The sequence below is a fragment of the Borrelia tillae genome (assembly GCF_055693965.1).
Map to the genome: position 1 here is coordinate 574437 of NZ_CM146346.1, position 21868 is coordinate 596304.

The 21868-nt window shown below is 29.8% G+C and carries 20 protein-coding genes, 1 tRNA gene and 1 pseudogene; 16 read left to right on the plus strand and 6 right to left on the minus strand.

Annotation, left to right across the window (positions count from 1 at the left end; all coding sequences use genetic code 11):
* Together ptsP and crr are read left to right on the plus strand one after the other, a co-directional pair.
* Positions 1–1722 (plus strand): phosphoenolpyruvate--protein phosphotransferase, encoded by a 1722-nt coding sequence (gene ptsP, locus ACWUD1_RS02860; RefSeq protein WP_472756339.1) that lies wholly within the window; start codon positions 1–3, stop codon positions 1720–1722.
* A 3-nt stretch (positions 1723–1725) separates the two neighbouring features.
* Complete coding sequence (crr, locus tag ACWUD1_RS02865; protein WP_472756340.1) at positions 1726–2295, plus strand: PTS glucose transporter subunit IIA; 570 nt, start codon at positions 1726–1728, stop codon at positions 2293–2295.
* Positions 2296–2364: 69 nt separating this feature from the next.
* Here crr and htpG read toward each other — a convergent pair whose 3' ends face one another.
* Positions 2365–4212 (minus strand): molecular chaperone HtpG, encoded by a 1848-nt coding sequence (gene htpG / locus ACWUD1_RS02870; protein ID WP_472756341.1) that lies wholly within the window; start codon positions 4210–4212, stop codon positions 2365–2367.
* A 121-nt stretch (positions 4213–4333) separates the two neighbouring features.
* Between htpG and gnd the strand changes: the two genes are divergently transcribed.
* On the plus strand, positions 4334–5725 hold the full coding sequence (gene gnd, locus ACWUD1_RS02875) for a decarboxylating NADP(+)-dependent phosphogluconate dehydrogenase (protein WP_472756342.1): 1392 nt from the start codon (positions 4334–4336) through the stop codon (positions 5723–5725).
* A gap of 52 nt (positions 5726–5777) precedes the next feature.
* Here gnd and ACWUD1_RS02880 read toward each other — a convergent pair whose 3' ends face one another.
* On the minus strand, positions 5778–6320 hold the full coding sequence (locus ACWUD1_RS02880; protein WP_472756343.1) for a BAPKO_0422 family outer member beta-barrel protein: 543 nt from the start codon (positions 6318–6320) through the stop codon (positions 5778–5780).
* A gap of 193 nt (positions 6321–6513) precedes the next feature.
* Here ACWUD1_RS02880 and ACWUD1_RS02885 point away from each other — a divergent pair, with 193 nt between their 5' ends.
* A complete protein-coding gene (locus ACWUD1_RS02885) occupies positions 6514–6810 on the plus strand; it encodes a hypothetical protein (RefSeq protein WP_472756344.1) in 297 nt (98 codons plus the stop codon).
* Here the strand turns inward: ACWUD1_RS02885 and ACWUD1_RS02890 are convergent.
* Together ACWUD1_RS02890 and ACWUD1_RS02895 are read right to left on the minus strand one after the other, a co-directional pair.
* On the minus strand, positions 6791–6961 hold the full coding sequence (locus tag ACWUD1_RS02890) for a hypothetical protein (RefSeq protein WP_472756345.1): 171 nt from the start codon (positions 6959–6961) through the stop codon (positions 6791–6793). The genes ACWUD1_RS02885 and ACWUD1_RS02890 overlap by 20 nt on opposite strands.
* A gap of 302 nt (positions 6962–7263) precedes the next feature.
* The gene (locus ACWUD1_RS02895; protein ID WP_472756346.1) at positions 7264–7776 is read right to left on the minus strand and encodes a BAPKO_0422 family outer member beta-barrel protein; all 513 of its coding nucleotides are present in this window, start codon (positions 7774–7776) and stop codon (positions 7264–7266) included.
* Positions 7777–8171: 395 nt separating this feature from the next.
* Here ACWUD1_RS02895 and ACWUD1_RS02900 point away from each other — a divergent pair, with 395 nt between their 5' ends.
* The 8 genes from ACWUD1_RS02900 (at position 8172) to ACWUD1_RS02935 (ending at position 15904) form a co-directional block, all read left to right on the plus strand.
* Complete coding sequence (locus ACWUD1_RS02900) at positions 8172–8708, plus strand: chemotaxis protein CheW (protein ID WP_472756347.1); 537 nt, start codon at positions 8172–8174, stop codon at positions 8706–8708.
* A gap of 14 nt (positions 8709–8722) precedes the next feature.
* Positions 8723–9034: an STAS domain-containing protein gene (locus ACWUD1_RS02905; protein ID WP_472756348.1), complete on the plus strand. Its 312-nt coding sequence runs from the start codon at positions 8723–8725 to the stop codon at positions 9032–9034.
* 24 nt (positions 9035–9058) lie between these two features.
* On the plus strand, positions 9059–11134 hold the full coding sequence (locus tag ACWUD1_RS02910) for a chemotaxis protein CheA (protein WP_472756349.1): 2076 nt from the start codon (positions 9059–9061) through the stop codon (positions 11132–11134).
* Positions 11135–11203: 69 nt separating this feature from the next.
* On the plus strand, positions 11204–12367 hold the full coding sequence (locus ACWUD1_RS02915) for a chemotaxis protein CheB (protein ID WP_472756350.1): 1164 nt from the start codon (positions 11204–11206) through the stop codon (positions 12365–12367).
* Positions 12357–14126 (plus strand): BB0569 family chemotaxis protein, encoded by a 1770-nt coding sequence (locus tag ACWUD1_RS02920; protein ID WP_472756351.1) that lies wholly within the window; start codon positions 12357–12359, stop codon positions 14124–14126. Before ACWUD1_RS02915 ends, ACWUD1_RS02920 begins: the two co-directional genes overlap by 11 nt.
* A gap of 37 nt (positions 14127–14163) precedes the next feature.
* Entirely contained in the window at positions 14164–14538 is a 375-nt protein-coding gene (locus tag ACWUD1_RS02925; protein ID WP_472756352.1) for a response regulator, read from the plus strand.
* A 275-nt stretch (positions 14539–14813) separates the two neighbouring features.
* Positions 14814–14936, plus strand: a complete 123-nt coding sequence (locus ACWUD1_RS02930; protein WP_472756353.1) for a M20/M25/M40 family metallo-hydrolase — start codon at positions 14814–14816, stop codon at positions 14934–14936.
* Between the two features lie 230 nt (positions 14937–15166).
* Positions 15167–15904, plus strand: a complete 738-nt coding sequence (locus ACWUD1_RS02935; protein ID WP_472756354.1) for a zinc-binding metallopeptidase family protein — start codon at positions 15167–15169, stop codon at positions 15902–15904.
* Between the two features lie 182 nt (positions 15905–16086).
* On the opposite strand, the gene ACWUD1_RS02940 is transcribed toward ACWUD1_RS02935, so the two are convergent.
* Positions 16087–16170: transfer RNA gene (locus ACWUD1_RS02940), tRNA-Leu, on the minus strand.
* Between the two features lie 8 nt (positions 16171–16178).
* Positions 16179–16868, minus strand: a complete 690-nt coding sequence (pyrH, locus tag ACWUD1_RS02945) for a UMP kinase (RefSeq protein WP_472756355.1) — start codon at positions 16866–16868, stop codon at positions 16179–16181.
* 207 nt (positions 16869–17075) lie between these two features.
* Here pyrH and ACWUD1_RS02950 point away from each other — a divergent pair.
* The 4 genes and pseudogenes from ACWUD1_RS02950 (at position 17076) to pyrG (ending at position 21798) form a co-directional block, all read left to right on the plus strand.
* A pseudogene (locus ACWUD1_RS02950) lies at positions 17076–18139 on the plus strand (glycosyltransferase family 2 protein).
* A gap of 61 nt (positions 18140–18200) precedes the next feature.
* The gene (locus tag ACWUD1_RS02955) at positions 18201–19007 is read left to right on the plus strand and encodes an ATP-binding cassette domain-containing protein (protein WP_472756356.1); all 807 of its coding nucleotides are present in this window, start codon (positions 18201–18203) and stop codon (positions 19005–19007) included.
* 4 nt (positions 19008–19011) lie between these two features.
* Entirely contained in the window at positions 19012–19872 is an 861-nt protein-coding gene (locus tag ACWUD1_RS02960) for an ABC transporter permease (RefSeq protein ID WP_472756357.1), read from the plus strand.
* Positions 19873–20187: 315 nt separating this feature from the next.
* Entirely contained in the window at positions 20188–21798 is a 1611-nt protein-coding gene (gene pyrG / locus ACWUD1_RS02965) for a glutamine hydrolyzing CTP synthase (RefSeq protein ID WP_472756358.1), read from the plus strand.
* Positions 21799–21868: the final 70 nt, after the last annotated feature.

Consider the following 21868-nt stretch of genomic DNA (forward strand, 5'->3'; position numbering starts at 1 on the left):
ATGACTTTATCGGGGAAAAGAATATCTAAAGGGATAGGTATAGGAGAGGCACTTTTTATTAAGAAGGATTTTGATACATTCATTGATAAATCAAAGATTACTTCTTCGCAAATTGATGGTGAGGTAAAGAAATTTAATGATGCTAAGTTAAAGGCTATATCTGCACTTGAGGGTCTTACAAAAAAGGCTATAGCACAATTTGGTGCTGACAAGGAAGGTATCTTTGAAGGTCAGATATTAGTTATTGAAGATGACGAGCTTTCTGATTCTGTGATGAGTTTCATTAAAGACGAAAACTATAGCGCTGCTTATGCTGTTTATCTATCTTTCAAAGAATTGATTGCAAGTGTAGAAGAATATACGGATGCTTATTTAAAAGAAAGGGCTTCTGATTTTAAAGATATTAGGAATAGGCTTATTGCCAATATTTTGGGGCATGTAATCGATCTCTGTGAGATTAAGAGAGATGTGGTTCTAATTACTGAAGAATTGACACCTTCTGATACAATGCAGGTTGATTTAAGTTATGTTAAAGGGTTTGTGACTACAGTTGGTGGGGAAACTTCTCACGCTGCTATTTTGGCAAGGACAATGGGACTTCCAGCTCTTGTTTTAGCACCTTTAGATATTGCTAAGATTAAAGAAGGTGAGCAGTTGATCATTGATGGACTTTCTTCAGTAATTATTGGTAATCCTTCATCTGAGGAACTTGATAAATATACACATAAGATATTAGAGTATAATGAGCATGAGAGAAAGCTTTTTGCATTGAGAAATCAGGATGCTAAAACAAGAGATGATATTAAAATATCTCTTAAGGCTAATATTGGAACTCCCGCTGATATTTTCTATGTTAATAAATATGGTCTTGATGGTATAGGGCTTTTTAGGACAGAGTTCTTATATATGGAGTCTGTAAAGCCGCCAACAGAAGATGAACAGTTTGAAGCCTATAAGCGGGTTGTAGATACTATGGAGAAGAAAGGTGTTATTACTATTCGTACTCTTGATATTGGGGGAGATAAGGAGATTCCATATTTCAATTTTCCAAAGGAAGATAACCCTTTCTTGGGATACCGTGCCCTTAGAATGTATATGGATTATGAAGATTTAATACAAAGTCAATTTAATGCAATTTTTAGAGCTAGTCATTATGGTAAAATAAGGATCATGATTCCTATGGTGTCTAGGTATGAAGAGATTGATATAATTAATTATTTCGTGGATAAAGCTAAAGCAAGTTTGAAGTCTAGGAATTTGCCTTTTGATGAAACTTTAGAAGTTGGATGTATGATAGAAGTTCCTTCAGCAGCTTTACTGGCACATGAATTTTCTTGTAAATTGAATTTCTTTAGTATTGGTACCAATGATTTAACTCAATATACTTTGGCTGTAGATCGAGGTAATCAGAAGATATCAAATTTATATGATAAGTATAATCCTGCTGTCTTAAGGTTGATTAAAAATGTTCTTGATGCAGGTAATAGTGCTGGTATTGATGTTTCTGTTTGTGGTGAACTTGGAGGCGATGAGGCTGGCGCTTTGATTCTTATTGGACTTGGATTTAGATCTTTAAGTATGGTTCCTAGTGCTTCACTTCGAATTAAGTGTTTGATGAGAAAATATACGATGGCTGATTTGAGTGAGCTAGCAAGTCAAGTCTTAAATAGTAATTCAGAATCAGAGACTTTAAAAATTTTAGAGAAATATATAGGAGATTAATTTATGGGATTTTTGGGTTTTTTTAAAAAGGTAGTCACTTTAGATTTAATAGCACCTGTTAGTGGGAAGGTTGTTTCAATTGATCAGGTGCCAGATGAAGCTTTTGCTGAAAAGATAGTTGGCGATGGAATTGCAATTGTGCCAATTGGGAATGAGTTGGTTGCTCCTTGCGATGGAAATATTGGTAAAATTTTCAAAACTAATCATGCCTTTAGTCTTGAAACTAAAGAGGGTGTGGAAATCTTTGTGCATTTTGGTATTAATACTCTTAATTTAAATGGTAAAGGATTTACAAGGGTTGCTGAGGAAGGCATGAATGTTAAACAGGGAGATGTTATTATTAGGCTTGACCTTGAGTATTTAAAGGCACATGCAGAATCGGTAGTTACGCCTGTTGTTATTGCCAATTCTGATGAAGTTGCAAGTATTGAGTATGTGTTTGGAAAGCTTAATGATGGTTCTGAATATGTTATACCGTCTTCAACTACTTTGACCGAAGATGTTAAACTGAAGATATCTCAGACTGGCCCTGTTGAGGCAGGCAAAGATTTAGTTCTTAGAGTGAAAAAATAAGTTCACAGCTTATTATGTGAACTTATTTTAGTTATATATTATATTAACTATTATGTTTTTATATATACGTTATATATTTTTTTCTATTATTTCATTTATGATTTTTATAAATTGACTTGGGTTTTTATTGGGTAGGCCTGAAGTTATCATAGCTTCTTCAAGAAGGACAATACTTATTTTTTCCAAGTTTTCATCATCTAGATTTTTTAAGTTTTGAATAATTTTATTATTGGGATTGAGTTCAAGGATAGGTTTTATTTCTTTCACCTCTTGTCCCATTGATGCCATAATTTTTTGCATTTGATAAGTAGGATCAGCGCTGTCGATTATTATTGCTGATGGTTCTTGTGTTAATGTTGCTGAGAGTGATACATCTTTGACATGACTTTTCAGTATTTCTTTGACTTTAAGTAATATAGCTTTAAATTCTTCTTCCATGTGCTTGAAATTTTCATCTTTTAATTCATCGCTGGTTTCATTTTTATTGATTGCTTTTAGCTTTACTCCGTCATATTCTGTGATGAAATTTAATATTGCCTCATCAAGCTCATCATCCATAATAAGAGTTTCATATCCCTTTTCTTTGTAAGCATTTACAATTGGATTACTTTTCAGTATATTTTCTTTCCCTCCGGTTATATAGTATATGCTTTTTTGTTCCTCAGGCATTCTTTCTCTATATTCTTTTAAAGATACAAGCCCTTCTATATGTGAAGACTTAAACCTGATTAGGGATATGAGTTTGCTTCTGTTATCAAAGTCAGAATAAAGCCCTTCTTTTAAACACCTTCCAAATTCTTTAAAAAATTCATTGAATTTTATGTGGTCATTTTCACTTAGTTTTTCAAGTTCGCTAAGTATTTTTTTTATAGAAGCTGTTTTTATTTTAGCTAATATTTTATTTTGTTGTAAAATTTCCCTACTTACGTTTAGTGGCAAATCTTGACAATCTATTATTCCCTTTATAAACCTTAGGTAATTTGGAAATAAGCTGTCAGCAGAATCTGTAATGAAAATTCTATTTATGAATAATTTTACACCGGGTTTAGAATTTGGGTAGTAGAGATCATAAGGGGCTTTGCTTGGGATATAAAAAAGACTTATATACTCAATACTTCCTTCTGCTTTTGTATGAATATGGATTAATGGATTTTCATAATCAAATGTTAAATTTTTGTAAAATTCATTATATTCTTCATCAGTTATTTCACTTTTATTTTTTATCCAAATGGCTGTTGTGTCGTTTAATTTATCTTCCTTATCTTCAAATCCTTCCTGTTTGCCATCTTTCATTACAGGGTCTTTATACTTAATGAATATAGGATAACTTATATGATTTGAGTATTTTTTGACAATTTCTTGAATTTTCCATTTGTTAGTATATTCACTACCTTCTTCGTTGAGATAAAGAATTATTTCAGTTCCATTCTCATCCTTTGTTGTTTGTTCTATTTCATATCCTGTTTTGCCGTCACTAGACCAGATATAGGCAGTATCTTCTAGAGCTTTTTTTGTTATAACTTCAATTTTGTCTGATACAATGAAAGCACTGTAAAATCCAACTCCAAACTGCCCAATTAAGCTTGCAGCTTTTTTTTCATCTTTTTTTAAGTTATTGATAAATTCTTTAGTTCCTGATTTTGCAATTGTTCCGAGATGATTAATTAGGTCTTTTTCATTCATTCCAATTCCATTGTCTTTGATCCTAATGAGTTTTTCTTCAAAACTGATTTCGATTTTTGGATCTAATTTAATGTCCTTAAATTTTTCGTTTGTTAGATTTAAAAATTTGAGTTTATCAATGGCATCAGAAGCGTTTGATATTAATTCTCGTAGAAATATTTCTTTATGAGAATATAGAGAATGTATGATTAAATAAAGTAAATCATTAACTTCTGTGTCAAATTGTTTTTTCATAAAATTCTCCTGTTTCTTGCATTTGTTTTAATCTTTACTTTTTTTATAATATAACATAATCTAAAAATAATGAATAAAATCAATTTATTTATAATGAAAGATTAGGGTGGGGGAGAATAGAATGGATATTGGTATTTATGGGCTAGGAGTCATGGGCAGCAATTTATCTTTAAATATTGCGGATAACGGGTTTAATGTTTCTGTTTATAATAGAGATCATGATAAAATGGAAATTTTCTTTGTAAACAATGTTCATAAAAAAATTAATGGGTTTAAAGATATTGAGACCTTTATTGGGAGTTTGAAAAAACCTAGAAAAATTATTCTTATGGTAGCAAGTTCAGCCGTAGATGAAGTTATTGAACAGATCTTACCTTTGGTTGAAAAATTTGATGTTATTATTGATGGAGGAAATTCTCACTATAAAGATACAATAAGAAGAGAACAAGAATTATCTTCTAAGGATATTTATTTTGTTGGACTTGGAATTTCAGGTGGTGAAATGGGTGCACGGTTTGGACCTTCTTTGATGTATGGTGGTAGTAAAAAGGCGTATGGGCTAATTGAGCCTATTTTAAATAAAATAGCCGCCAAGACGAACACTGGAGATATTTGTTCTGCTCATGTTGGTGAAAATGGTGCTGGGCACTATGTAAAAATGATACACAATGGAATTGAATATGCAGATATGCAACTCATTAGTGAAGCATATTTCTTTATGAAAAGGGCTTTTGACTTAGATAATTTAAGAATTTCTGAAGTATTTGATAAATGGAGTGAAGGTGAGCTTTCTAGTTATTTGATAGAAATAACATCTAGGATTTTAAAATATAAGGAAAATAATGAGTATTTATTGGATAAGGTCTTAGATATTGCAAATCAAAAAGGTACTGGAAAATGGGTATCAATTGAAGCTTTGCAATTAAATGTACCAGCAAATCTAATTTTTGAATCTGTATTTGCAAGGATCTTGTCAGGGTTAAAGCATGAAAGAGTGATTGCTAGTGACATCTTAAAAATGGATGTGGACTTTGTTAAGTTTGATATTAGTGATTGGATTTTGGATCTCTATTATGCCCTTTTAATTTCTAAAATAGTAGCTTATGCACAAGGATTTATGATGCTTAAGAATGCGTCTGTTAGTTATGCTTGGGACTTAAATTTGGGAAAAATTTCTTTAGTATGGCGAGAAGGTTGCATTATTAAAAGTGCTTTTTTAGATAAGATTAAATTAGCTTATGATAAAAATCCACATCTTATTAGCTTACTTTTTGATGATTACTTTTTGGATATAATAAAAAGGCATCATCAATCTTTAAGACGAATAATATCAAAAGCTAGCGAAATTGGAATACCTTTGCCAGTATTTTATTCAAGTCTTTCTTTCTTGGATTCTTATTCTACTAATTGCTTGCCAGCGAATTTAATTCAGGCTCAAAGGGATTTTTTTGGAGCGCATAGTTTTGAGAGAATTGATTCAAAAAGAGGTGAATTTTTTCATAGTACTTGGTAATAGTTATGGGAATAATTTTGAGAACTGATAGGTGATAATTTAAGCTTGATATTTAAATAATGTAATACTTGATAAATATCCCACCAGTTATATTTATTTTGAACCCTGCATAAAAATAGTGATATGCCATGGATTTTGCATTGGATATGAATTCTAGTGAAGGTGCCATTTTTACTCCTATTTCTATTTTTGATGTTAAATCATACAAAACGACCATTGGTATCCTAAATCCAAATCCCATTTCCATGTTTGTGAAACTTGATCTGTTAGATGATATATGTATGTTTCCACCAATTCCTGTTCCAATAAATAATTTTTTCATTATCGGAATTGTAAATATTAAATCTAAAGCTGAGAGTATGAATACCTTGAAATCATATTGTTTTGATTTGAGAGTGTCAGGCGATAGATTGATACCATTAGTGCCTCCGTAGCCTATTTCAAGATCGATAAATGGGAATGACATAATACAATTAAGTATTGGATTTCCAATACTTCCCCCAAATCCTATTGGTCTGTCTGAGTATGAGCTTTTTCCAAATGCGCCAATCCATGTGACTAGTATTAGTAATACTCTTAGTACTAATTTTTGCATTAAGTTCCCGCCAATGAATATTTTATATTATTATATGTCATTTTTGATTATTAATAAAATTGTATAAAAGGCATTCATTTAATTTGACCTTAAAAATTGAGAGGCCAATAATATTATTGATTCTTATGCAAGTTATAGTTTTGTATTAAGTTCAGCAAATGCTTCTCATTTTTGTTTTTAATTATTTTCACCTGTGTTCCAGATATTAATGTTTGTTCCTGTTTTTAAGAACATATCAAAACTTTTTTTAATAATTGGTAAGGTTAGAGTAAGAGATATTCTGATTCCTATATTTATTGACTTGGATATTTTATGGATATTTTTTCATTCAGATACCATCATAGCCCCTAAATTTCAATTCCTAATGATGCGTATACCATTTGAATTTGATGAGAGCGCAATAAATTCTAAGGATATAAACAATATGTTGAAAGTTTGGAATAGGTTTTTAATCCATTGTGCATTCCAATTTATATTTCTATGTTTTTAGTTAAAGTTAGTTGCAATGCGTTTGATAATGGTCCTAAGATTCCAACACCAAAATGACCTTTATTGTTATTTGCACTGATATATGCATGTGTATGTTTTGCTTGAGCATCAAAATAAGTTATTAGTAATAAGATTAAGATTATTTTTGTCATGTGATAGTAGTGAATCCTTTATTTATAAGTAAATATCTTTATTATGTTTATATTCTCAAATATTTAAATTTTTAAACGAAAATGGCAGTTATGACATTTAGTATAAAATTAGTATAAAATATGTGTTAGGAATTGGCAGTGATTTGGATATTGGTGGTTTCTAATCCTATTGTCAAAGATTGTTATAATAGAACCAGTCTTTAGTGACCTTGATTTTAATCTGTTTTTAAGTTTGGTTTTGATATTTTGTAAATCTGTAAAGAGATGACCTTAAGCACTTCTCTTTATATGATAAAGTTTGCTTATGCAAACCATAGTCGCATACCAATTCCGGCAAACATTTCCCATCTAAATCCAACTCCACCACTCCGTATATTTATTCCAAGACCAGGTGCGATTTTTAGAAATATGTCAAAATTCTTTCTAGCTATTGCCAGATTTAGCATTAATGGTAATCGTCCCCCCAAACTCACTGGTCCACTATCTGCTTGATTATTGCTCCATCTTGAGAACCATATTGTTCCATAACCACCCCCCCCAACAGCAAAATCTAGAATGTCAACTCCCCCAAAGGTATGTATGTAGAAGATATAATCTACTGCAAGGAATAAGGTTTGCCAGTCCTGAAAAAGATTATTTGCGCCGTTATAAATACCTAAATCTATGTCAAAGTTTTTGATATTGAGTTCTAATGTAATTGGAAATGGCAGTAAGATTCCCATTCCAAATTTGCTTCTATTTATTGATGTTGGATTTGCAAATGTAGATATTGAAAGTAGCATAAATATTAAAGCAATTATGCTTTGTTTTTTCATAAGTTTTTTCCTTTATTATTAAGATATGAAATAAAGTTTAATTCTGGATTTACATAATACAATAAATTTGTGCCAAGAGGTCTTCTTATCGTTTACTATCTTTTATTAAATTTCTTGTTAATACTTTTGTGCAATGCTTTACTTAAGTGTAACAATTGTTTAAGTGATCAGATATTATTATGTCTAGTTAAGTAGCTAATTATGTATTTATATTTTGGTTTTACTGGATGAAATAATTATATTAAATTTTATTCCTTATATATAATGTTTTAACATTGTTATATTTGTTTAGTATTGGAAATTTTGGTTTATAATTGATACATAAAATATGTGAGATATGTGAAGAATGAATAAAACGTTTTGACTTATGTAAGTTATGTTATTAAGAGGCATTTATGGAAGTAGAAAATGATATGCAAGGTACATTAAATCAGTATCTTTTATTTAGTTTGGATGAACTTTATGCTATTGAGATTAAATATGTTGTGGAAGTATTAGAATATACTAAAATCTCAAAAATACCAAGAACTCCTGATTATATGGCAGGTATAATTAACAATAGAGGGAAAATAGTTCCAATAATTGATATTAGAAAGCAATTTGGTATGGGAGAGCGTAAAGTTAGTGATGATGGGAATAAGAAGAAAGAGGTTAATATTTCAAATATTATTATATTAACTTTAGTTTATGAGGGTGATGAATTAAATCTTGGAATTTTGGTAGATTATGTTAATGAAGTTCTTGAGTTAGGATCGTCTGATATTGATGATGCTCCAAAGATTGGTACGAGATTCAATTCAAGATTTATATCTGGAATAGGTAAACATAATGATAAATTTATTATTATTCTTGATATAGCGAGTCTATTTGATATTGCAGAACTCTCTAAATTTAAAAATACTACAATATATGATGGTCATGATGATCAGTAGGAGTTGTACGTGTTATGATCTATAACCCAGAAGGAGAACTTGTAGTAAACAATATTTTCAAAGTTAAAGAAGATCTTTTAAATATTTTTAAAGAGATGAAAGAAAAAGAGACTCTTGTGATTAATCTTTCAAATGTAGAGAAAATAGATGTTACTTTTATACAAATTTTGTATGCTTCCAATAAATATGCTAAAGATAGAAATTTATTTATAAAGATAGAATATCCATCGGACGAAGTTTTAAGTTCATTGATATATGGTGGATTTTTAAATGACATTGAGGATATTGATAACTTGGATTTAGGCCTTAGTTTAGTTGAATTTTAGTTTTATGTATTTAAGGGCAAGTTTATGAACAGTAGTGATATGATAGATAAATTTAAAGACTCTTTTAAAGAAGAGTCTATAGAAAATATTGCAGACATTGAGCATGCACTTCTTAATATTGAATTTGAGTCGGGAGAAGAAGTTATCAATTCTATTTTTAGGAATCTTCATACAATAAAGGGTAGTGCAGGGATGTTTGGCTTTAATTTGACAGCTTCTCTTGTACATGAAATAGAAACGGTACTTGAACCTGTGAAAAAAGGTTCTGATAAGTTTAATCAGGACACTGTTGATTCTATTTTAATGGCGGTTGATTTTATTCGTGAACTTATTGAAGGAGATGAAGCCATTGATGAGAATGCATATAAGGAACGTGAAAAAAATCTGATAGACACAATCAAGAAGGAATTTGGGTTTAAGGATGATTTTGATTTGCATCAATCTGCAATGGATACATCTTTGAGCAGAGATAAGTTTGAGGATGAAGCTTTAAATGTTGAGACTAAGGTATATAGAATTCTTTTTTCGCCTTCAAGGGGAATTTTATTTCATGGGCACAAACCAATCAATTTTTTAAAAAAATTATTAAATTTAGGAAATGGGCAAGTAAAAGCTAGGGTTGCAAATATTCCTGATTTAGAGTTGATATCACCTGATAATGTTTATGTTGAATGGGAAGTTAAGTTAGAAACAGAAGAAAGTGAGAGATCTATAGAAGATATTTTTATATTTTTAGATGGGCAGTCAAAATTTGTTGTTGAAGAAATGGATGAGTTTTATGAAATATCCGAGGCTTTTGAGCTTGAGCCTTCGATTGGTAATTTAGATGGTGACATGTCCATAAAAGAACAAGTTATGTCAAAATCAGAAGGGCTATATGATAAAAATAGGACAGTCTTTAAAGGTGGAATTAATGGTGATACTGTTAAAAGTAAAATAAACATTTCAAGTATTAAGGTTGATTCAAAAAAACTAGATCATCTAGTAAACCTTGTTGGTGAACTTGTTACAATTCAGTCTAAGCTTGCAAAAGAAGCTGAGAATAGTAATAATAATATTTTAAATTCGATAGCGGCTGAATTTTCTTTGATTATTAGCGAGCTTAGAGATTATACTACAGGGCTTAGAACGGTTCCTATTGAGATTTTGTTTGTCAAATTTCAAAGAATAGTTAAGGATTTATCTACTCAGCTTGGCAAATCAATTCATTATTATTCGCAGGGTGGAGATACTGTTCTTGACAAGAGTATTATTGAGAGATTAAATGAACCTTTAGTGCATTTAATAAGGAATTCAATTGATCATGGAATTGAATCGGTTGAGGAGAGGATAGATGCAGGGAAGGAATCTCAGGGTGCAATTAAACTTTCTGCCTATCAATCAGGTGATTCTGTGGTTGTTGTTATCGAAGATGACGGTAGAGGACTTGATAAGAATAAAATAATTAAGCGCGCTATTGAAAGAAATATAATATCTGAGTCTATTGCAAAAACTTTGTCAGATATAGATATTTATAATTTAATTTTCGAACCTGGATTTTCAACTGCTGATGTTGTTACAAATATATCAGGGCGTGGTGTTGGAATGGATGTTGTGAGAAAGCAGGTGGAGTCTCTTAGAGGGCATGTGATTCTTGAGAGTGAATTTGGTAAATATACTCGCATAAAGTTGATTTTCCCATTGACTTTAGCAATTATTGAAGGGTGGTTGGTCAGAGTCAAGGATGAGCATTTTATTGTTCCGCTTTCTAGTGTTGAATATTGTCTTGAAGCTGATAAGTTGATTTCTAGAATGTGTGGCTTTGAGAGTAATAGTAATGTTATGAACTATAGGGGGAGTATGATTAGCTTCATACGTCTTAGAGAATTTTTTGAAATATCTGATGAGAAGAATGATAGTGAGCATGTTGTTGTTGTTAATACAAATAGTGGCAAGATAGGCATTGTTGTAGATGAGGTGTTAGGACAGCATCAGACTGTTGTAAAGACTTTAGGTAAAATTTATTCAGGAGTAGAAGGGATTTCTGGAGCTACAATACTTGGGAATGGTAGCCTGGCATTAGTGATGGATATTGATGCAATAACCAAAATCATAAGGTAGCTATAGTAGACTTTAACATGTGGTATGTTTTAGGGTTTTTTAAGGCAAGGTAGAGGGTATACTAAAATAATGAAAGTATTGGTAATTGATATTCAAGGGCTTATAAGACAGGTTTTTGTTAGAACTTTTTCTAAGGATGCAGATGTTGAGATATTAAGCCCAGGTGCTAATTCTTTAAATCTTATTAATGTTTTTTTACAAAAATTTCCTGATCTGGTTATTATTGATGAAAATACAGCCAAATCACATTTTGGAAGTGCACTTAATAATGTTCTGAATAATATTTCTTTGCCTGTTGTCTTTATAGCAGAAGATGAAATTTATCCTAAGCTTGGCTTTCTTGAACCTAAAAGAGATAAACTTAAATTAATAATAAATAAACTTAATTTTAAGCTTACAGTTAATTTATTTAGAAGTGATTATTTGGATTTAATAAAATCTGAAATTAAGCAATTGGCCAGCAATAAATTTATTGCTTCTCTTGAAACTAAAAGAATAAAAGCGCCTGATTTTTTTGCTAAGTCTGAGAATAGGAAAAAACATGATAGTCATATTACTGGTATAACAAAAAGTTATAAGGTTTCAGATGTTATTAATGTTGCTCCAAAAAATGATCCAGATGTTGTCTTGAAGTATCAAGGTATTATTAATAAAAATAAAACAGGAAAAGTGATTTTTGTTGGCTCTTCGACTGGTGGCACTGAAGCTTTAAGAATTTTTTTAAAGTTTTTTAAGAAAAATTCCCCTCCGATTGTTGTTGTTCAACATATGCCAGGGGGATTTACAACATCTTTTGCAAAAAGTTTGAATAATGAACTTGAAATTGATGTAAAAGAGGCTGAGGATGGAGATATTTTAAGACCCGGGCTTGTAATAATTGCAAATGGTAATTATCATTTAATTGTTAAGTATGCTAATGGAAATTATTTTGTTAATTTGTTAGATGGCCCTTTGGTTAGTAGGCATAAGCCTTCTGTCAATGTTTTGTTCCGGTCTGCTGCTATGTATGCTGGGGAAAATGCTATTGGAGTAATGCTTACGGGTATGGGGGATGATGGTGCTTATTGTATGCTTGAGATGAAAAAAAATGGTGGATATAATATTGCTCAAGATCAAGCAACATCTGTGGTGTTTGGTATGCCTATGGAGGCCATCAAAATAGGTGCTGTAGATAAAGTACTTCCTTTAAATAAAATATCTGAATATATTTTAAGGAGTCTTAATGGAAGATAATAAGTTGTTAGATATTGACTCGCATATTAATAAATTATTTGGCGAACTTGAAGCCTTTGATAGCCGCTCAAGACAAGTTTATGCTAATTTAAGCAAATCAATTCCCAAATTGATAGAAAAACTTTCTAAAGATATTAAGGATTTATCTTTCAATATTGAATTTGTTTCTGATCTTGATATTGATAATGAATATTCTTTAAATACCTTTATCTCTAAGGTGTTAAAGGTGTTAGATGATTTCATATCTTATTTTAATTCTTCAACTGAATTGCTGGAATCTCAGTTTGGAGTAATAAGGGATAAGGTTAAGGACATAGAAATTCTTGAAGATGTGATTGAAAAAATGAAAAAGAGCTCTATTGATATGGAAATAATGTCTATCAATACATTGACTGTTGCCATGAGAGCAGGAAATGCAGGGAGTGCTTTTTCTTATATTACAAATGAAATTAAGACCTTAACTCAGTCTATGATCAAGCAAGCAGATCAGCTTACTAGTAAGGGTAGGGATATTAAAGTTGGACTTGATTGTGCTAAGGATAAAATACTTGAAAATAATACGGCCGAGAATAAAATTCTTGAAGAATTTAAAGATAGTTTGGTTAAAAATATAGATGAATTTTCAGGGAGCATTGGAGAAGTTATTGCCTTTTATGATGATATATTGAATATACTAGGTGAATTTAAATTCAAATTTGTTAATGCTGTATCTTATTTGCAGTTTCAAGATAGACTTACTCAGTCTTTGTATCATTTAAATATTATGTATTCAAGTGTTGATGTTTTTAAGTTTAGAGATATAAGTGAGCTTCAAAAGTTAAAAGTTTTATCTCTATTTACAGATTCATCCAAAATGATTGTCAGCGATGTTATTAATAAATTAGATGAAAATTTGGTAGTTTTTGAAGAATTTATTGACACGTCTATTGCATCTATTCAGAGAATCAATGATTTAAAAGCAGATAATTCTTTATATATTGATATTTCAAAGGCAGTAGAATCTTTTTCTGTTATTTTATCGAATTTACTTAAAAGGATCGATGATGTTGAAACTAATAATTCTAATTTTTTGAAGCTTTATTATGAACAGATTAAGCTTGTTAAATCTTTAGAATTAATGTTTTCAAATATTTCGTCTATCTCTTCTAGATTTCAAAATATCAATATAGCTTCTAAAATAGAGGTTGTCAAGAGAGTTGAACTTGAGGATATGGAAGGTAATATTTCTGAAATGTCAAAAATTATTAATAATATTGAGCTAAATATTACTAAAGGACGAGAATTCTTATCTCAAATAATATTTTTCTTTGAAAAAGTTTTAAAAGATTGTGATAATAGATTTTATCTTGAGAAAAATTATTTTAATAAATTTAAAAAATTATTCATGGAAATCAAGAATAATATTTCTGAGATAAAAAAGATAGCACTTGATCATATATTATCATATGAAATATTTCCAGTTGATTTCTTAGAAATATTTGAAGAAGTAAAATTAGATATTCACAATATTAAGAATTTAAAAATGGATTTTTTAAATCTTGAAAAGACTTTAGCTGAAATAGAGAGTGATATTAATAGTAGTCTTAGCTCAGAATTATTGAACAATGGCTTAAATTGTGTTGAAATTGAAGATAAGGAATTTATTCTCAGAATTGCTAATAGGTTTACCTTATTTGTTCATAAAAAATATTTATTGTCTCTTATTGAAGATGAAAGAGATGTCCATTCATTTGATGAGGGTAGTGTAATTTTATTTTAACTTTTGTATACTTTTATGTGGGTTTTAGGAGTGTTACATGCAAAAAAGGATTTTGGTTATAGATGACAATAGGGCTATTAGACAAAGTGTTGCTTATATCTTGGAGCAAAATGGTTTTGGAGTTTCTGAGGCTCAAGATGGGCTTGAGGGTGTGGCTAAATTTAAGGAAGCTGTTGGGCAGAGCGATAAAGATTTTGATCTTATTATTACGGATATTAATATGCCCAATTTAGATGGAATAGGTGTAATTAAACAGATAAGAGAGTTTGGGAGTTTTGTTCCAATATTGGTTTTAACAACTGAATCTGAGCAGTCCAAAGTGGATGAGGGGCGTAGAGCAGGTGCTACTGGTTGGCTTGTCAAACCTTTCAATCCTGATACTCTTATGCAAACAATATCAAAGATATTTTAATTTTAAGATATTTGAAATTGTTTTTGGGGTTTTATCTTAAAGCATTATGAGTTTTAATTTAAAAAAGCAGTTTTATTTTCATTTAGAAGAATTGATAAAGTTTAATGGTATGAATGCCCCCCTGCTTTAGAAAATAGACCTTTTGGAGAACAAATTGCTTTATGTTGAAATAAAGTTTTAGAAATATCACAAGATATTGGTTTTAAAATTTATAAAGATTGAGATGGATATTATGGTTTTGCTGATATAGGACAGGGTGATGAACTTATAGGTATTTGACTCACATTGATATTGTTGATGCTGGCAATGTGTCTAATTGGTATTCAAATCCTTTTAAGCTTAGTTTTAGAGATGGCAAGGTGTGTGCTAGGGGTGTTTTAGATGATAAAGGGTCTTGAATGGCTATTCTTTATGCTTTTAAATTGTTAATCTTGGAAGAAATTTTATCAAAAAACGGTTTAGAGTATTTTTTGGGACGGACGAAGAGAGTAAATGGTGTTGTATTAAAAAATATAAGATTAGGGAAGAGATTCCTGATTTTTCCTTTACACTTGGTGGTGGTTTTCCTGTTGTTAATGCTGAGAAGGGTTTATTACAGTTTGATGTTATTCGTAGTGAAAGATTTTTTATGAATTTTGGACTTGGGACTGGATATAATGTGACCCCTGATGATGAGTGTTCTTTTGAACTTGGCGATTTTAATAGGGACGATTTTAGGATTTTACTTGACAGTCTTGATGGTAAGATTAGATATAAATTTTTTGAGAATAATGTTTTAATTCACGGAATTTCGGCGCAGGCTTCTTTGCCTGAATTTGGTATTAATGTTGCTCCTTATGTACTAGACGTTATGAAGTCTTTAGGTATAAAAGCTAATTTTATTAATTTTTTTGAAGATAAAATTGGGTTTATTATTAATGGTGAAAAATTATTTGATAAGGTTTTGGAGGATTCGAAGTCAGGCAAACTTACTCTTTGCTTGACTAAGATTAAGTTGTCTAAGACATCTAATCAAGTTTTATCTTTTGATATGAGATATCCTATAAGCTATAGAAAGGAAGAATTGGTTGATTTAATAAAGAAAACTTTAAGTTTATATTTTTTAGATTATCATGAAATTTTTTTTCTTGAGCCTTTTTATGTTGATTCTAACTTACAATTTATTAAGGCTTTAATTAAAGTTTATAAGGACTTTACAGATGAGATTGGAGTTAATCCTATTGCTATTGGCGTTGCAACTTATTCCAGGGCGTTAAAAAACTGTGTTGCTTTTGTCCCATTGTTTAAAGGTTCAGACAATACAGCTCATAAAACTAATGAATATATTGATGAGAGTGAACTTATGAAACTTATTTTTAATTTATAAAAATGCTATTGAGAGACTTAATATCTAAACCTTTGTTTTAAAAAATTTGATATCAATATAATAAGTCATTTTTATTCCTCGGATTGCAGTTTGATCAACATCTTTTAATATACGTAAATGCAAAGAGATTTCTTTAAGTGAATTATGCTTTTTGTCTAAATGAATTTTGAAATGAGTGCAAGTACCGGTAGTCGGGGTCGAACCGACACGAAGTTGCCCCCATCAGATTTTGAGTCTGACGCGTCTACCAATTCCGCCATACCGGCAATAGATTTTATTTTACTACAATAGTTCCTAAAAAATCATCATTTTTATCTAAAACTTTCTTTAAATTTTGAAGATTGGTTCCATTTAATACGTAAGCTTTAAGACCAAGTTTTGAGGCTAATTTGGTTGCCATTGGATCAAATGGTAGATTTGACCCAGGATCCCAACTGTTTCCAACAATATTTTGTAATTCGTTCCAAGTGATACTTCGTAGTCCTTTTGCGTCCTCAAATTTTCTTGGATCTTTATCGTAAATTTGATTTACATTAGTTAAATTAATTATTTCAGTTGATTTAAGCTTTTCTGCAAATTTTACAGTGATGTAATCTGTTGAAAATCCAGGTTTCCATCCTGATGCAATTAGTATTTGTCCTTTGAAATTAAAATCTTGTGTTGGATCTTTTACAATATCATCAATGCAAAATGGTTGCATTACTTTGCTTATAAGCTTGGCATTTAGTTTAGTTGCCATTATTCCAATTTCATCAAGTTCATGGTTTTGAAAATTAGGGTTGATTTGTTTATACGCATCTTGATACTCTCTTGCTGTTTTTCCGCCCCCTGTAATTAAAATAATTTTCCTTTTATTCTTATTTTGTAACCATTGAAAAATAAGATTTTTAAGATTTTTAATATACTCTATGTTAATTTTGTCAGGATTGATTATTCCGCCTCCAAGGCTAATTATTTTGAGCATTGAAACTCCTTGTGTTCTCTGAGATTTATCTGTTTCTTTAATTTATATTATATAGTATATTTATATACTGGTTTGCTTGGGGAATATATTTCAAACATGTGGGCTTATTAACTATGCTATACGGTATTTCCTTATGATTAATATTATTAGTATATTTAGTTATTAATGCAGACTTTTTATTAGGTTGGGTTTATTTAGGAGGATTTTATGTATAAGTACAAGGTCTCTGTAATTATTTGTTTTTTTAATTCTGAGAGTACCCTTGAATTGATAATAAAGAATGCTGTTAATCAAACATTAAGAGATAAAGAAATTATATTGGTGAATGATGGATTTATGATAGAAGCTTAAAAATAGCACAGAAGTATGCTGATCAATATGATTTTGTTAAAATTATTAATCAGAAAAATATGGGCATAGCTGCTTCTAGGAATAAAGGACTTGAAACTTCTGAAGGGGAATATATAATCTATTGGGATAGTGATGATTCTGTTGAGAATACTATGCTTGAGGTATTATATAATAGAGCGAAGGCTGATAATTCAGATGTTGTTTGTTCTCAGTTTTATCTTTACTTTGTTGTAAAAAATATTAAAAGAAAATCTTTACTTCCTTTTCCAAACTATCCAATTACAGGAGAATGTGCTTTTAATAATTTGTTGCTAACTGTTTTTTCTAGTTTTGTTAAAAAAAATTTTGTTGTTGGTACATTGTGGGATAAGTTGATTAGAAGAGATTTAATGATAAAAAATAATATTAAATTACATGACGTAATGTTGGAAGATATAGTTTGTATGCTTCATATTTTTTTAAAAGCAAGTAAAGTTTCTTTTGTCAATAATTATTTTTATACTAATTTTCAGCGGATGGGAAGGGCCAGTTCGACAATTAGTGTAATCGGTAAGGTTAGTGCATCTATGAAGCTTGTGGAGAATTTTTTAAAAGAGGAGGGACTTTTTGAGAAGTATTTTGAATATTATAAGAATTTTTACTTACAGATTTATTTTTATATTACTTTTAAACAGGTTTATATCATAGGTTATCATATTAAAGATCGGCTTATTTATAAGGCTTATAAAGAAAAACTTATTTCTGTTCTTAATGAAATTCGGGCATCGAAGGAGTTTCAAAATTATTATGTAACCCTTAAAGGTTCCAGATTCAGGGAGATTCCAATATTGCCAAGAGTTATGCTTAAAATTTTGAATTTTAATGCAAGACTTTATGTTAATTTTTCTATACTGCTTTGTAGTGTTTTTTTAAAAAATTAAAGTCTTGTCCTTGTATTTATTAAAATCTCTTTTTACAATTAATGTATAAGGAGAATTTTAATTGAAAATAGAATTTGTAGATACTTCATTTTCTTATCATAATAATAAAGTTTTTGAAGATTTAAAGTTAAATTTTTCAGAGCCACAGGTTTATTTGATTCTTGGCAAGAACGCATCAGGAAAAACTACTTTACTTAAGCTTGTCAGCGGACTTTTAAATCCATCAAAGGGAGAAGTTTTATTTAATTTCTTGAAAGCCTTTCCAAGAGATCCTTTGAATTTGGCAAATTTATTTTTTGTACCTGCAGAATTTAAGTTGCCCAAGATATCTTTAAATGATTATTATAGGTCTTTGTGTGGGTTTTATCCAGATTTTAAGGAAAACAATTTTAAAGAATATCTATCAAAATTTGAGATAGATTTAAATCTAAAGTTTGTATCTTCGTCATACGGGCAGAAGAAGAAAAGTATTATTGCTTTTGCTATTGCTACAGGTGTTCCTATCTTGATATTTGATGAACCAACGAATGGCCTTGATATTGCCTCCAAGAATGCTTTTAGAGAACTTATAAGTGGTCTGGAAAACAAAATAATTTTTATTACAGGTCATAATATTAGAGATTTGGTAGATGTTATAGATTATGTCACCATTATTGGTAATAATGGCATTCTTTTTTCAAATTCAGTTTCTTATATTAATGCTAATTATAAAATTAAGTTTGTAGATAAATTGAATGGAGAAGAGCTTTATTATAATAACTTAAAAGATAAAAGGTTTAAGGCGCTTTATCGTGTAAATGAACCTTATGATAGTGTTGTTGATTCTGAATTTTTCTTCTTATATATTACGAGTAAATTGAAGGACTAATAGTATGTTTAATTTGAAGAGATTTTTTTTGTTGTGTAAGTTTGATTTTATTAATCATAAAAAATTGTATTTTTATTTACTTAATGCAATTTCGGTAGGTTTTTTTGTAATGTATATTTTTTTTAAAATTTATGGCTTTCGTTTAGTTGATTTGCTTTTTAATATTGATGGTATATTATTTTTTATACTTTTATTTTGTATCGTATATATTGTTTCAATATACAATATGTTTGTTCATTATAATCCTATTCATGATTCACTTAAAGATGTATTTTATTTGTCTCTGCCCGCCTCTACACTAGAGAGATATATATTTGATTTATCCAAATTTTTATTTATTTTTCCCTTATTTCTAAGTTTTTGTTGTTATGTAGGTTTGGGTTTAACTATGTTTTTAGATAAAAGTTTTTTTATTGGGTGTATATCAGATTATTCTTATCCTTCTTTAGATTTGAGCTTCAGCTTTTTTAAAGAGGCTTATATTTTTTATTTTGTAGGATTTTCTATGTTTTTATTGTCTAGACTTATGTTTAAAAATTATCCTTTTTTAAAAGCTGTTATCATGGGAAATCTGTCTTTAATGTCATTGCTTATCTTTTTTTATTTTGTTAGATTTTATATCAATAATTATTTATTTAAGGTTACGTCTTATGCCAGGTTGAAGCAAAGCGATTATGATTTTATAGGATTTTTTTATATAATCTTATCGGGATTAATTTATTGTTATTCATATTTTATTCTTAAAAATTTAGGGAATTTAAATCCTAAGAGTGGTTTAGATATTTTTGTAAAATTAATGTCTTTTCTTGTAGCATCATTTTTATTTGTGTTGGCTTGGCAGTTATGTAAATTATATATATTTTGATACAACAAATTTCATTATTAAAATTCAAAAGTATAATTAATTGTGTCTTTATGTAAGTTGAATGTTAATATTTCATAGATAGCAGTTTTATTGAAATTGCTTTAAAGACAGTTTTTATTTATACATGAATTGTATTGTCATGATAAATTTATTTTTATAAATGTGTGGATAGTAGTGTTCTTCAATTTATAAATCTTTTTTTAATTGTATATATAATAAATAGTTTGAGAATGATAATATTAAAAGTTTTGATTTAACTATTTTAAAGTGTTGATATTGGTCGTTTGAATTTATTTTTTTTTGGGGGGGTAATTAATGATAGATAATCTAAAAATTTTGGTAGTAACAGGTGGTGTGATTTCTGGAATAGGTAAAGGAGTTACATCGGCAAGTATCGCACGGTTATTTAAAGATGATTTAAGAATAACACCAATTAAATGTGATGGCTATTTAAACACTGATCCTGGGACTTTAAATCCTGTTGAACATGGAGAAGTATTTGTTCTTGATGATGGCGGAGAAGTGGATATGGATTTTGGTCATTATGAGCGGTTTTTAAGTTTGAATGCAAAATCTAGTTGGAACATTACGATGGGTAAGATATATAAGAATATTCTTGAAAATGAGAGACAAGGAAAATATTTGGGAAGAACTGTGCAACTAATTCCTCATGTTACTGATGAGATTAGAGATACGATTTTTAAGATTGCTAAAGAAGAGTGTAGTGAACTTTTATTAATCGAGATTGGTGGTACCGTAGGGGATATGGAAAATATTTTGTTTATTGAAACAATGAGGCAGATCAAATATGAGATTGGGGTTGATAATATTGCTTTTGTGCATTTGACTTATATTCCAAATCCTGTTGGAATAAATGAGCAAAAATCAAAACCTACGCAACAAAGTGTGAAAACCTTAAATAAAGCTGGAATTTTTCCAGATTTAATTATTGCAAGAAGTTCTCAACTGCTTACAAAACAAATAAGACAAAAAATAGCAATGTTCTGTAATATTGATGCATCATCTATTATTGATAATATTGATGTTTCAACTATTTATGAAATACCCATTTCTTTTTATAAGCAGGGATTACATGAGATTTTAGCTTCAAGATTAAAAGTTAATGTTAAACCTAAGGTGGATGGTCTTGAACGATTGGTAGGTGTAATAAAGAGGAATTTGAGTTTTTCGCAGAGAGTGGTAAATATTGCTATTTGTGGTAAATATATTGAGCTTGGCGATTCTTATGCATCAATATTTGAGTCTTTGACGCATGTATCTGCTAATTTAGATATTTTAGTTAAAACAACCGTAATTGACAGCATGAATTTTGATGAGGAAATGTTAAATGGTATAGATGGCATAATAGTGCCTGGAGGATTTGGAGGTAGAGGATATGAAGGTAAAATACGTGCAATTAAATATGCTCGGGAGAATAATATTCCTTTTCTTGGTATTTGCTTAGGTATGCAACTTGCGGTAATTGAGTTTGCACGTAATGTTTGTGGCATACTTAATGCTGATACTGAAGAAAATTTATCCGAGGAGCATTCTGCATGCAATTCTATTAGTCCTGTAATTCATCTCTTGCCTGAGCAAAAGGAACTTAGGGATAAGGGTGCTACAATGAGACTTGGAGGATATCCTGTTTTATTAAAGGAAAATACACTTGCTTTTAAGCTTTATGGACACAAGATGATTGTCGAGAGATTTAGACATAGGTATGAAGTTAATAATGATTATCTTGATTTATTTAAGAAGCATGGGCTTACGATATCTGGAGTTTCTGAAGATTCACAAATAGTAAAGATAATAGAAATACCAAAGAATAAATTTTTTGTGGCTTGTCAATTTCATCCTGAGCTTGTTACGAGACTGGAAAACCCAGCTAAGCTTTTTGTAGGCTTGGTAAAAGCATGTCTTTGATTTTTATAAGGCATGTTTGTATGAACTGCTTTTATAAAATCCTTTAAAAAATTGTATTAAATATTTAATA

Bases quoted from the DNA above. Each gene is read 5' to 3' on its own strand.
- pyrH (WP_472756355.1), bottom strand. From the start codon at position 16,868: ATGCTCAAAATAATTAGCCTTGGAGGCGGAATAATCAATCCTGACAAA.
- ACWUD1_RS02935 (WP_472756354.1), top strand. From the start codon at position 15,167: ATGAATTTTGGACTTGGGACTGGATATAATGTGACCCCTGATGATGAG.
- ACWUD1_RS02880 (WP_472756343.1), bottom strand. From the start codon at position 6,320: ATGCAAAAATTAGTACTAAGAGTATTACTAATACTAGTCACATGGATT.
- ACWUD1_RS02905 (WP_472756348.1), top strand. From the start codon at position 8,723: ATGATCTATAACCCAGAAGGAGAACTTGTAGTAAACAATATTTTCAAA.
- ACWUD1_RS02915 (WP_472756350.1), top strand. From the start codon at position 11,204: ATGAAAGTATTGGTAATTGATATTCAAGGGCTTATAAGACAGGTTTTT.
- crr (WP_472756340.1), top strand. From the start codon at position 1,726: ATGGGATTTTTGGGTTTTTTTAAAAAGGTAGTCACTTTAGATTTAATA.
- htpG (WP_472756341.1), bottom strand. From the start codon at position 4,212: ATGAAAAAACAATTTGACACAGAAGTTAATGATTTACTTTATTTAATC.
- ACWUD1_RS02910 (WP_472756349.1), top strand. From the start codon at position 9,059: ATGAACAGTAGTGATATGATAGATAAATTTAAAGACTCTTTTAAAGAA.
- gnd (WP_472756342.1), top strand. From the start codon at position 4,334: ATGGATATTGGTATTTATGGGCTAGGAGTCATGGGCAGCAATTTATCT.
- ACWUD1_RS02890 (WP_472756345.1), bottom strand. From the start codon at position 6,961: ATGACAAAAATAATCTTAATCTTATTACTAATAACTTATTTTGATGCT.
- ACWUD1_RS02900 (WP_472756347.1), top strand. From the start codon at position 8,172: ATGGAAGTAGAAAATGATATGCAAGGTACATTAAATCAGTATCTTTTA.
- ACWUD1_RS02920 (WP_472756351.1), top strand. From the start codon at position 12,357: ATGGAAGATAATAAGTTGTTAGATATTGACTCGCATATTAATAAATTA.
- ACWUD1_RS02895 (WP_472756346.1), bottom strand. From the start codon at position 7,776: ATGAAAAAACAAAGCATAATTGCTTTAATATTTATGCTACTTTCAATA.
- pyrG (WP_472756358.1), top strand. From the start codon at position 20,188: ATGATAGATAATCTAAAAATTTTGGTAGTAACAGGTGGTGTGATTTCT.
- ACWUD1_RS02960 (WP_472756357.1), top strand. From the start codon at position 19,012: ATGTTTAATTTGAAGAGATTTTTTTTGTTGTGTAAGTTTGATTTTATT.
- ptsP (WP_472756339.1), top strand. From the start codon at position 1: ATGACTTTATCGGGGAAAAGAATATCTAAAGGGATAGGTATAGGAGAG.
- ACWUD1_RS02925 (WP_472756352.1), top strand. From the start codon at position 14,164: ATGCAAAAAAGGATTTTGGTTATAGATGACAATAGGGCTATTAGACAA.